Source organism: Streptomyces sp. NPDC036822 (assembly GCF_055609145.1).
Genome location: NZ_JBVJPY010000028.1, coordinates 33,128 through 44,953 on the forward strand (window position 1 = coordinate 33,128; position 11,826 = coordinate 44,953).

Here is an 11,826-nt window from a genome sequence, read left to right on the forward strand (position 1 = left end):
GCTTGCCGAGCCGTGTGGGGCTCATCAGGCCGCCTGTAAGCGGGCGTTCGAGGGGCGCGGCCTGTCGGGACCACAGTCCGGGGATCTGCGCGGCGGCAGCATGCCCGGATGTGCGGCCGGCCCCCGAGGATCCGGGATGGGCCGGCGGCGTGACCTCTGCCTGCGGGCAGCAACCCGATACCCTCTCCGGCTCATCGCGATGGGGCACAGCCGTCGTGGGGAACCGGTGGGCGTCGGGGTGGGGGTGCATCAGGCGAGGGCGGCGACCAGCAGGGTGAACGCGGCGACGATGACGGCGACGCGAACGTAGTGGTAGCGCTCCCAGCGGTGCAGCTGGTCCTTCCAGTCGGCGGGCCGGTTCTCGGGGGTCCAGGTCTTGTTCCGGTTGTTGATCGGGACGAGCAGCACGATCGACATGACCACGCTGAGGATCAGCAGTCCGGCGGCGGTGACGACGAGTCCTGCGCCGGGGTGGTGCCATCCGGCGGTGGCCCAGGCCGCGACGAGGACGAGCGAGCCGATGTACCAGAACGGCATCAGCGCGCCGAGCATCCGGCCGCCGTGGGAGTGGCCCACCTGGCCGCTGTCCTCGGGAAGCGCGTCCAGGATGCGGTTCATGATGAAGGCGACGGAGAACTCCACCCCCACCATCAGGCCGACGACGACGGTGGTGACGACTTGGAGTGTGTTGAGCATGGTGACCCCTCCTGTGATCTAGCGACGCTAGATGATGAAGCAACGCTAGACCTGCTCGTGCTCGATTGTCTAGCGATGCTAGGATCGAGTTATGTCGGTCAAGGAACGCAAGGAGCGCGAACGGGCGGAGCGCGAGCGCCTCATCGTGGTGACAGCCCGCGAACTCGCCGAGCAGCAGGGCTGGGACGCGGTCACCACCCGTCGGCTCGCCGAGCGCATCGAATACAGCCAGCCCGTCCTCTACAGCCACTTCCGCGGTAAACGCGAGATCATCGGCGCCGTCGCCCTGGAAGGCGCCACCGAGCTGGCCGCTTCTGTGCGGGCCGCGACGTCCGGAGGAAACAGCCCTCGCGAGCGGGTCGCTGCCCTCGCCCGCGCCTACCTCGACTTCGCCGAGCACAACCCCGCGGTCTACGACGCCTTGTTCCAGCTTGATGGTGGCCTGGCGTACGCACAGGAAGACACCCCCGAGCCACTGAAGGACGCCTTCGCCGCCCTGCTCGAATGCCTCGCCGAGGTCGCCGGCGACGGCGTCCACCCAGGAACGTTCACCGAGGTGTTCTGGGCGGCACTGCACGGCCTGGCGACCCTGACCCGAGCGGGCCGCCTGCTACCCGAGGACGCCGAGGTGAGAGTCGAACTGTTGGTAGACCGGCTCGCACTGGTCTGACGCCCTGCAGCCACAGCGACGCCTGGAGAAGCCAAGAACGGCCCTTCAGCGGGTGAGGTCATCCAAGCTGTTCAGTGCCGTGTCGATCTCTGCCGGAGTGTTGATCACGGCGGTGCCGATGCGGGTGTAGGTCAAGGTGGACAGCCGCACGCGGCGAGCAGCAGCGTGGTCGACCACTTGTTGATGAGTGTGTCCGGCCACGCTGAAACAGGTGATCCCCGCTGACAGCTCCGCGTCGTCAGGAGTGTGCACGGTGACCCCCGGGATGCGGCTCAGTCCCTGCTTCACCCGCGTCGACAGCTCAGTGATTCGGGCGGCAACTCGGGCCCGCCCCAGCTGCTCATGCAGCGCTACGGCGACCGGCAGGGCAAAGCTGTGCTCGAACGCCAGAAACCCCCCAGGCGACAGAGCCGCAGCTCCCCCACTCCCGATAAAGCTTACGAACGTGGGCCGCAGCTGGTCGAGGACGTCCGGCGCCACCCAGACCAGCCCCGTTCCCCTGGGACCGAACAACCATTTGTGCGTTCCAGCGACCATCACATCCGCGCCCAGGTCGGCGGCATCCTCATCGACTGCCGCCAGTCCGTGCACGCCGTCGACGACCAGCAGGCATCGGTCGGCAGGCCTGCGACCGTCATTGGCTCGGCGTACCACCTCGGCCACCGCACGCACCGGCATCCGAAGCCCCGTGCTCGACTGCACCCAGGTGATCCCCACGACTCTGGTTGTCGGGCGAATCGCCTCGCCAACCGCCGCTGCGATGCCGTCCGCCGTCGCAGTAGTCGGCTCGGCGAACCAGGAGCCCAGCCGCACCGTGTTGCCATGCTTTTCGGCGGCCAACCGAGCGGCGGTTCGATGGGAGATGTGGTCGTGCTCGGACAACAGAAACTCCTGTCCCCGACGGGTCACGACGCCGTTGTAGACGACACCCAGACCGACGCTCATGCTCGCCGTCATCGCGATGTCCTGGGCCCGCCCTCCCACATAGGCCGCGAGCGCCTGGCGCACCCGAGGCCAACCGGTCGGACCGTCGGGCAGCACCAGCCCCGTGGGCACTGACAGAGGATTGGCGTCGACCTGTGCGCTCAGATACTCCACGGCATCCCGCACCACCTTCGGTTGCGAGGCCAGATAGAACAACGAGAGGTTCACCCATTGAGGCTCCAGACGAAACTGCGCCCGCAGGGCCTCCCAGTCCACTCGACCATCGGGCGTAGTGACCGGCCTTTCCCGAGGTGCGCTCGCCCCTACCGCGCAGGAGCTGGATACGAGGCTGACCGCCAGTGCTCCCGCCGATCTCGTCATGAGATCACGTCGACTCGTCATCGACTCCAGCACCCCTTTACAACCGCGACCGGCGGAGCGGTGGCGGAATAGCTGTGGGCGCCCTTCCGGTGACAACGGTCCGCAGGGGGCTGCGGGTGCCCACAGCACTGCCACCCGAACGACCTAGGCCGGGCCTCCTCAAGAAGCAGCCCTTCGAACGCGACGGAACTGCCCCGTGAGCTGCCCGTCTACTATGCAAGGCAAAATCGGGATCAGCGCAGAGGACACGGGCCCGTCCGTCGGCCGTTCGTGAGGTCGTCGACGACATCACCCTCATCGGGACGTCGCATACGCCACCGTGGCGACGGTCACCAGCATCCTCCTCTCCCAGGGCCATCTCACGCGCGTCAGCAAGGGTCGGGTCTGGCGGTACAAGGCTGTCGCAACCCGCCAGTGGCACTCGGCCGCGCTCATTGAGGGCGGCCTGGAAGCCGGCGAAGACCTGGCCGCGACCCTCGTCCCGTTCGCGGAGAGCCTCGCCGCCGACGAGGCTAGGGACATTCATCAGTCGCTCCCCTGGCCGGCCCGCACAACGGACAGACGAGACAGGGCATCCCAGGGACGACCTGCGCACCTCGAAGGTCAGAGGAAGGAGAAGCCGTCATCGGTGACACCAATAGCGCCTGGTGACGCTGATAAGAGCGCTCCGGTGCCAGTGACCTCTCGGCCATGGGTACAGGGCCCCCGGTGGGTGCACTGGTGCCACGCTGTGCCTCTCTCACTTGCAGCGCCGACTGGAGGCGCTCGACCAAGGCGCCCGCTCGGCTACACACCCGCCCCGGCAGAGTGGCCCGCGCACGTATTGACGTGGACACGCAAGCTTGTTGGAGTGACCTGACAGCGCACCCGGCCGTGGCGGTAAGCCCCACCCGGCCAACCGACTGGCCCCGCCGATCCGACCGATCCGACTGCCACGAGGAGACACCTCCGTATGCACCGACACCCGCGATCATGGAGACGCACCACCGCGCTCGTCTTCGGTACAGCCTTCGCCGTCCTGTTCACGGGCATGGGCACCCCTTCCGCCACCGCGGCGCCCTCCGCCCACGGCACCGTCGACCGCTCCTTCGTACAGGCCGGCGGCGAATTCGACGTCCCCCGCGACCTGCTCGTGGCGATCGGGTACGGCGAAAGCCGACTCGACTCCCACAAGGGGGAACCCAGCCACGCGAACGGCTACGGGGTGATGCACCTGGTCAGCAACTCCCGCTCGCGCACTCTGGAACTGGCCGCTGAGCTGACGGGCGAGACACCGGCCGCGCTGCGGGACAGCACCACCGCCAACATCCGCGGCGCGGCCGCCGTCCTGCGCTCGTACGCCGACCGGCTGGGGCTCGCCGCGGACGACCGGGACGACGCCGATGCCTGGTATCCGGCGGTGGCCGAGTACAGCGGCAGCACGGACGAGCGCGCGGCCCGCCTCTACGCGGACTCCGTCTACGACTTCCTGGCGAACGGCGTCCGCGCCACCACGGACGCGGGCGAGACCCTCAACCTGCGCCCACGCGCCGTACGCCCGGAACGCGGCCGTTACGCGGACGTGCCGGCCCTGGACGAAGGAGGCTCGGCCGCCGCAGGCACACTGAGCACCGACTACCCGCCCGCCCTGTGGGTGGCGGCGAACAGCGGGAACTACACCGTGGGACGCACCTCGGCCATCTCCGCCGTCGTCATCCACGTCACCCAGGGCTCGTACGCCGGGTCCATCAGCTGGTTCCAGAACCCCAGCTCGAACGTCAGCGCGCACTACGTCATCCGCTCGTCCGACGGACAGGTCACCCAGACCGTGCGCGACAAGGACACCGCCTACCACGCACGCTCGGGCAATGCCTACAGCGTAGGCATCGAACACGAAGGCTACGTCGACAACCCCGCCTGGTTCACCGACGCGATGTACCGGTCGTCCGCCGCTCTCACGCGCCACTTGGCCGACAAGTACGGCATCCCCAAGGACCGCGCGCACATCGTCGGGCACTCCGAGGTCCCCAACAACGACCACACCGACCCGGGACCGAACTGGAACTGGTCCTACTACATGCAGCTCGTCGGTGGCACCGGCAGCGGGACCGTCAACCTCGACTTCCCGTCCTACGACACGCTCCGCAGCGGTTCGACCGGCCCCCAGGTCACCGCGGCACAAACCCTCCTCAACGCACAGGGGTACGCCGCGGGTACCGCGGACGGCGTCTTCGGCACCAAGACGGCGACCGCCGTCAAGGCGTTCCAGACCGCCCGCGGACTGCCGGCCGACGGGATCATCGGCCGGCAGACCTGGACAGCGCTGCTCTCGGCCGGAACGAAACCCGTCCTGCGCGAGGGCTCCTCGGGCACCGACGTAAAACGGCTCCAGCGATCACTGACGGCCGGGCTGAGCCGGACCGTGGGCATCGACGGGACCTTCGGCCCCGGCACCGCCCAGGCGGTCCGGGACTACCAGAGCAGCCGAGCGCTGACAGTGGACGGCATCGCGGGTACGGCGACCTGGACCGCCCTTCAAGCCGGGCGGTGACATGAGCGCGCGGGCCGGGCCCCCGGACACCGGCCGCTCGGCCCGCGCTCACCGGATTCCGCACGCCCACACCGGCGGGCTTCGCGCATCGGAACGTGACGACGCGCCGCGAGCCCGGCGCGGGTCGCTCGTGGCCGTCTTCGACTGTGGCGCCCGCGGACCCCCCTACGAGCGGCCGAGGACGCTCTTCCTCGCCGACACGGACGGCCAGGCGGATCACGTCGGTGTTCGGGCACGCGCAACCTGCTGCCGTGCGCGGCGTTTTGGAGTGGGTTCCCGCACTGTGGAAACCGACATCGTCGTCCGGAACTCGCATACGTCGCCCCGCCTCGGCACACCCTTCCGGTGACCGAAGACGAGCGAGACGGGACGGTCGCCGCCACGGCGGCACTGGATGCGCGAGGCCCGAACACCCGCCGGACCCGCGATGGTCGCGGAGCGCTTCTCCTCGGGCGAGACGGGCAGCCCCGGCGGGTGTACGTACGCCGTGAGCACTGGCGGCGCAATCCGGCCCGGCGACTGGTCGCCGAGTCGGCGGCATTCGCGAGGACGGACGGCAGCCACCAGTCGCTCCGCCTGCGCACCCATCTCCCTCGCCGAGCGCAGAAGCGCTGCGGCGGTCCGCGGGAGAGCTGGTGCTGCACGAGCGGCCCGAGGCACCCCGGAGAGGCGCAGAGAACACTCCGCTTCGAAGCACCCGTGGTTTAAGTGAAAACGATTATCGTTTACTCTGTCGGTCGACGCCTTGATCTGCACGACCGAAAGACGAGAACGCGAACCATGAGACCCCGCCGTCGATATATAGCCGGCCTGCTCCTCGCTCCCCTGCTCACCGGCTGCTTCGCCTCCGGCGACGGCGGTTCCCCGGCCGCCGACTCGGCAGGCTCCGGCGAAAAGGCTCGGCTGCGTGTGGCGATGGCCTTCCCGCCCGCGGAGAACTTCTCCCCGTTCGGCGAGGACGCCTACCACCTGTCCAGGCTCGGCGTCTCCGAGTGCCTGACCCAGCTGGACGCCAACGGCAGCCCGGCCCCGGCGCTCGCCCGGTCCTGGACCAGCGAGAACGGCGGCCGCAGTTGGCTGTTCACCCTGCGGGACGCGAAGTTCCAGGACGGTGGCCAAGTCACCCCGAACGCTGTCGTGACTGCCCTCACCCATGCCACGCAGGCCAAGCCGGTGCCGGTCGCCCTGGCCGGGGTGAAGCTGTCCGCCGAGGTGGTGGGCGACGACCAGGTGCGTATCCGTACCGAGGCCCCCGACCCCGTGCTGCCGCTGCGGCTGTCCAATCCTCGCTTGGCGGTCTTCTCCCCGAACGCGTACGCGAAGCAGGGCTCCGTGAACCCGGTCGGCACCGCCACCGGGCCGTTCGCCCTGAAGAAGATCACCGGCGCGACGGCGGCCTCTTTGGACCGCTTCGACGGCTACTGGGGCGGACGCCCCCAGGCTGCCGGCGTCGACGCCACGTTCATACCCGACGGCACCGCCCGGGCCAACGCCCTGCGCACCGGCCGGGTGGACATCACCGAGACGCTGCCCGTCGCTCAGATCTCCTCCATGGACAGGAAAACGGTCCACGAGAAGCCGACCGCGCGCAGCGTCGTGCTGAACCTGAACACGAAGGCCGGCCCGTTCGTCGATGCGGGGCTGCGTGCGGCCGCCCGGGTGGCCGTCGATCCCTCCGTCCTCGCCAAGGACGTGTACGAGGGCTACGCCGAGCCGGCCCAGGGCATCTTCGGCCCCGCCCTGAACTGGGCCGCCGCCAAGCGCGTCGTGCCGAAGGGACGGTCGAAGGCCGCGGATCCGAACGGCGCCACCATCAGGATCGCCACCTACAGCAACCGGCCCGAGCTGCCGGAGGCCGCCCAGGTGCTGCAACAGCAGCTCCAAAAGGCCGGGTTCACGGTGAAGCTGGAGGTCCGTGATCTGGCCCGGTTCGACGGGGACGCGCTGGCCGGGAGATTCGATGCCACCGTCTACGCCCGCAACGTCCTCGCGGACACCGGCGATCCCGTCTCCGTCCTCGCCAGCGACTACACCTGCCAGGGCGGCAACAACCAGTCGCAACTGTGCGACAGGAAAGTCGACCAGGCCGTGGCCCGGGCCGCATCCGTCACCGACACCAGCCGGCGCCAGGAAGCCGTCATGGCGGCCGAAGCCGCCCTCCTCGCCACGGACGCGGTGATCCCCCTGGTGCACATGAAGACGGCCATGGGCATGGGGACGTCGGTCGAGGGCACACTGATGGACCCGTACGAGCGTCTCCTCGTCGGCACGGGAACCCGGCGCTGACCCGATGACCCAACCGGTGAAAGACGGGACCACCGCCCTGCGCGCCTTCGCGCGGGGCGGCGGGCCCGCACTGATGTGGCGGGGGCTGCTCACCGCCACCCTTGTATGCGGAATCGGCCTGCTGCCCTGGCTGTCCCGCACGGACCCCGCTCTGACCGTGCTCAGGGCACGCTCAGCAGAGGGCGAACCCACCCCCGAGGCGCTGCGGACCGTACGCGAACAACTGGGCCTGCACGACGGTCCCCTGGCCTTGCTGGGGCGATGGCTCGCCGGTCTGCCACACGGGGACGCGGGCCGCTCATGGGTCTCCGGCAGTGAGGTGCTGCCGTCCGTCACCCAAGCCCTCGGAGTCTCCCTGCTGCTGATGGCCGGCGCCCTGGCGGTCGCCGCGATGACGGCCGGAGCCGTGTGCGCCCGGACGCTGTGGCTGGGTTCGCGACGCCGGCTCGGTGAGCGAAAGCCCGGTGGCACCGGATCGGCCGTGCTGGCCGCGCTTCCCGAGTTCCTTCTCGCCTCGGTGCTCGTGTCGGTCGTCGGGGTGCAGCTCGGCTGGCTGCCCGCCCTGGGCTGGTACGGGCCGCAGTGGACAGTTCTCCCCTCGCTGGCCCTCGGGCTGCCTGCCGGAGCGGTACTCGGGCGGATCCTGGACTACCTGCTGCCCGGCGCCTTCGCCGAACCGTGGACGCTCGCCGCCGCCGCACGCGGCATCCCCGCCCGGTCCGTGGCCCGACAGGCGATGCGCCGCTGCCTGCCCGGAGTGCTGCCCAATCTGGGACTGTTCATCGTGGGCCTGACCGGCGGCGCGGTCGCCGTGGAACATATCTATGACATCCCCGGCCTGGGCCGACTCACCCTGAGCGCCGCGCTCGCCCAGGACCTGCCCGTCCTGCAGACCGGGACCCTGGCCCTGGTCCTGCTCGCCGCGATCGCCACCACTCTGGCCCGGCTCGCCGCCCGGGCGCTGACCGGCCCCGCGCTGCGCGACGGAGCCCTGCACTCCCTGCACCGCCCCGCCCCGCCCGGCCCCCGGATCCTCCCCCTGGTGTACGCGGCGGTACTAGCCGCCGTCATCGGCCTCGGCCTGCCCCGCGACCCGCTCGCGATGAAGACCGGTGCCCGCCTCCAAGCGCCCTCGCTCACGCACCCGTTCGGCACCGACGCACTCGGGCGGGACATCCTGGCCCGGATCGCAAACGGCGCGGTGACCACCCTCGGCGACGCCGTGGCGGTGAGCACCGCGGCACTGGTCGTCGCCGTCCTGCTTGGGCTGCTCCCCCGGCTCTCCGAGCCGCTCGCCGACACCGTGAACGCGGTACCACCAGTGCTGCTGGCCCTTCTGATCACCGGCACGGCGGGCAGCGGCCCGTGGACGCCCGCTCTCGCGGTGGCCACTGTCGCCTGGTCGCCGCTGGCCGCGCACACCTCCGCCCTGCTGCGGCAGGAACGCGCGGTCACCCACGTGAACGCCACCCGTGCGCTGGGCGCGAGCACGTGGTACCTCCTCATTCGCCGACTGGTCCCGGCCGTCCTGCCGCCCGTGACCCGCCACGCCCTGCTCCGGCTGCCGGGAGTCGCCCTGGCCCTCGCCGCGCTGGGATTCCTGGGCCTGGGCTCCCAGCCGCCGTCCCCCGAGTGGGGTCTGCTGATCGCCGAGAACCAGCCATACGCCGAGCGGGCACCATGGGCGGTCCTCGCCCCGGCCGCCGTCCTCGCCCTGCTGGGAGCGCTGGCGGTGACCACGACGGGCGGAGTGCGCCTGCCCCGGTTCCGGCGATCTTCCGGCAAGCGCCCCGCAGCGCCACCGGCGCGTCATACCGACACCGCGCCGCCGGTCACCGAACCGGCACGTACTCCCGTCCTCACCCCCGCCGACTGACGGATTCCGATGCCCGCTGTCTTCTCCCGCGTATTGCCGCAACGGAGTACCAGGACCTCCAAGTCCGCGCGCCAACGGACCTGGAAAACCCTGTCCCCACTCCTGAAGCTGCTCATCCTGACGCAGCTCGCCTTCAACGTCGGCTTCTACGCCGTCCTACCGTTCCTCGCCGGGCACCTCGGCACCACGATCGGCATGGCCGGGTGGCTGGTCGGTCTCGCCTTGGGTCTTCGAACCTTCAGCCAACAAGGGCTGTTCGTCATCGGCGGCTGGCTCGTGGACCGCTATGGCGTACGCCCCCTCGTCCTGGTCGGCTGCGTGCTACGCGTCATGGGATTCGCCTGGCTCGGGTACGCGGAGCAGACCTGGACGGTGATCGGCGCGGTCTTCCTGATCGGCTTCGCCGCCGCCCTGTTCTCCCCCGCCGTGGAGTCGGAAGCCGCCCGGCAGGCCGTGCTGTCAGAGGAGGCGGGGCACGGCCCGCGCACCGGGGTACTGGCCCTCTTCTCGGCGGCGGGACAGGCCGGCGCCTTCGTCGGTCCCCTGCTCGGCGCCCTGCTGCTCGCCGTGGACTTCCGCACCGCCTGCCTCGCGGGAGCCGCCGTCTTCGTCATCGTGCTTGCCGGACACGCCCGGCTGATGCCGCAGCACATACCCGGCCGGGTCCCGAATCGCGTCCGGGGCGGGCTCCGCGCACTGCTGCGCAACCGCCCCTTCATCGCCCTGTGCTGCGCCTATGGCGCCTATCTGCTCGCCTACAACCAGCTCTACCTCGCCCTGCCGGAGGAGGTGCAGCGCGTGACCGGCTCCCAGGCCGCGCTGTCCTGGCTGTTCGCCCTGGCCTCACTCCTGGCCGTGTGTGCCCAACTCCCCGTGACCCGCTGGGCGGGCGACCGGCTCGACCTGCGCCGCTCGATGGCCGTCGGACTCCTGCTCATCGCCGCCGGATTCGCGGTCGTGGCCGCCGCCCGACCCGCTACCTGGACAGGCATCACCGGGCTGCTGCCCGCCACCGGATACGTCCTCCTGCTCACCCTGGGCCAGATGCTGATCGTCCCGGCCGCCCGCGCCTGGGTGCCCGACCTCGCCGAGGACGGCCGCCTCGGCCTCTACACCGGAGCCATGGCCTCCGTCTCCGGCCTCATCGTCCTCCTCGGCACCTCGGCCACTGGATCCCTCCTCGACCTGGGCCTCCCGCCGGCCGTACCGTGGCTCATCCTCGCGGCTCTGCCTGCCCTGACCGTAGTCCTGCTACCGCATCACCCGGGGGGCGGGAGGAACTCCTCCCCCGGAGGCTGACGCTTCTGACGGATGACCGGTTCACTGCCATCGGACTTGGCAGTATGCCGCCGCCCGCAAGTCGAAGGGGGGCCTCTGGAGAGACACGGTCACCGGCTCGACCCGGATCATGGAGCAGACGTTTCCGCGACACTGAAGCATGCGGCAGTGGGTCGCCACCGCCCCGAGCAAATCCGATGGCACCGACAGCCTTACGGCGACAAGACTGCACCGGTGAACACCCTGCCACCGCCGACCGACCCGCTCCTCCAGCCGGTACGGGACCCGCGCGCCCGTGACCTCGTTCTCGACTATGCGGACATGCACGCCCTGGTTGCCGACCTGGTCCTGCCTGGTGACGCGTCGATGTACGTCATGAGCGCGATGGAAACCTCCCGCGAGCTCATCCGGCACTCCTACTACCGGTACGAGTTCGCCACCGTCGCCGTCACGCATTCCCTGTTCGCCCTGGAGCACGTCCTCGCCGAGCGTCTGGCCACGAACGCACCACTCCACGACCTGATCGAGCGGGCCACCGACGCAGGGCTCATCACGGCGGGACTCGCCGCCGAACTCGACCGCAGCCGAGTGCTCCGCGACACGCTCACGCAGGGCGCCGAGTCGAGTGCCGCCCTCCGCCCGATCCGGGCCCTCGCGATGGTGCGTGCCGTCTTCGATGCCGTCTCCCTGCTCCTTCGCCCCCCGTCCGCGGCAGAGACGACAGCCCCCGACGTGCTGCGCGGAGCACAGCCCGAAGACGGACTCGCCCGGCTGTGGGAGGACCACCTGCGCGCACTGTTCCCCGACGGCTTCCGCGGCGTGGACTTCGACGGCATAGACCTGGTGCTCCTGGACGCCGACGTCGCCGGCCTCGTACAGAGGGAGCTGGAAGGCGGCCTCGACGACATCGGCATCGCCTACCTGTGGGGCTGCATCGCCGATCTCGACACGATCGTGCCCCTGATCAACGAGGAGTACTGCGCCTCCTACTTCAGGAGACTTCGGACGATGGCCCAGGTCGCAGCAGCGCCCTCCATCCCCACCGCGATCTGACCACGGGGTCGAAACAGACTCGGGGTGTCCCATGCCCCTAGGGCCTGTGTGATGTCGTGATCATTGGGTGCTCTTGAGCAGGTCGTCGATCCAGATCATTGCGGCGCGGAGGTGGAGACCGGCGAGGTAGCT

Annotated in this window: 8 protein-coding genes and 1 pseudogene; 7 read left to right on the forward strand and 2 right to left on the reverse strand. The window is 70.1% G+C overall.

Features of this window, described 5'->3' with window-relative positions; genetic code table 11:
- Positions 1 to 249 precede the first annotated feature (249 nt).
- Entirely contained in the window at positions 250 to 696 is a 447-nt protein-coding gene (locus ACZ68P_RS34050; protein ID WP_471013018.1) for an anthrone oxygenase family protein, read from the reverse strand.
- 91 nt (positions 697 to 787) lie between these two features.
- Here ACZ68P_RS34050 and ACZ68P_RS34055 point away from each other — a divergent pair, with 91 nt between their 5' ends.
- Entirely contained in the window at positions 788 to 1,366 is a 579-nt protein-coding gene (locus tag ACZ68P_RS34055) for a TetR/AcrR family transcriptional regulator (RefSeq protein WP_471013019.1), read from the forward strand.
- 45 nt (positions 1,367 to 1,411) lie between these two features.
- Here the strand turns inward: ACZ68P_RS34055 and ACZ68P_RS34060 are convergent, their stop codons facing one another.
- Entirely contained in the window at positions 1,412 to 2,566 is a 1,155-nt protein-coding gene (locus ACZ68P_RS34060; RefSeq protein ID WP_471013021.1) for an aminotransferase class V-fold PLP-dependent enzyme, read from the reverse strand.
- Positions 2,567 to 2,981: 415 nt separating this feature from the next.
- Here ACZ68P_RS34060 and ACZ68P_RS34065 point away from each other — a divergent pair.
- The 6 genes and pseudogenes from ACZ68P_RS34065 to ACZ68P_RS34090 form a co-directional block, all read left to right on the forward strand.
- Positions 2,982 to 3,530: pseudogene (locus tag ACZ68P_RS34065) on the forward strand (hypothetical protein); the annotation flags it as partial.
- Positions 3,531 to 3,623: 93 nt separating this feature from the next.
- Positions 3,624 to 5,201, forward strand: a complete 1,578-nt coding sequence (locus tag ACZ68P_RS34070) for a peptidoglycan-binding protein (RefSeq protein WP_471013023.1) — start codon at positions 3,624 to 3,626, stop codon at positions 5,199 to 5,201.
- A gap of 780 nt (positions 5,202 to 5,981) precedes the next feature.
- Complete coding sequence (locus ACZ68P_RS34075) at positions 5,982 to 7,487, forward strand: ABC transporter substrate-binding protein (RefSeq protein WP_471013025.1); 1,506 nt, start codon at positions 5,982 to 5,984, stop codon at positions 7,485 to 7,487.
- Positions 7,488 to 7,560: 73 nt separating this feature from the next.
- On the forward strand, positions 7,561 to 9,363 hold the full coding sequence (locus ACZ68P_RS34080; RefSeq protein ID WP_471013033.1) for an ABC transporter permease subunit: 1,803 nt from the start codon (positions 7,561 to 7,563) through the stop codon (positions 9,361 to 9,363).
- A 9-nt stretch (positions 9,364 to 9,372) separates the two neighbouring features.
- Positions 9,373 to 10,662, forward strand: coding sequence for an MDR family MFS transporter (locus ACZ68P_RS34085; protein ID WP_471013027.1), 1,290 nt, complete (start codon positions 9,373 to 9,375; stop codon positions 10,660 to 10,662).
- Positions 10,663 to 10,875: 213 nt separating this feature from the next.
- On the forward strand, positions 10,876 to 11,694 hold the full coding sequence (locus ACZ68P_RS34090; RefSeq protein ID WP_471013029.1) for a hypothetical protein: 819 nt from the start codon (positions 10,876 to 10,878) through the stop codon (positions 11,692 to 11,694).
- The last annotated feature ends 132 nt before the right edge of the window (positions 11,695 to 11,826 follow it).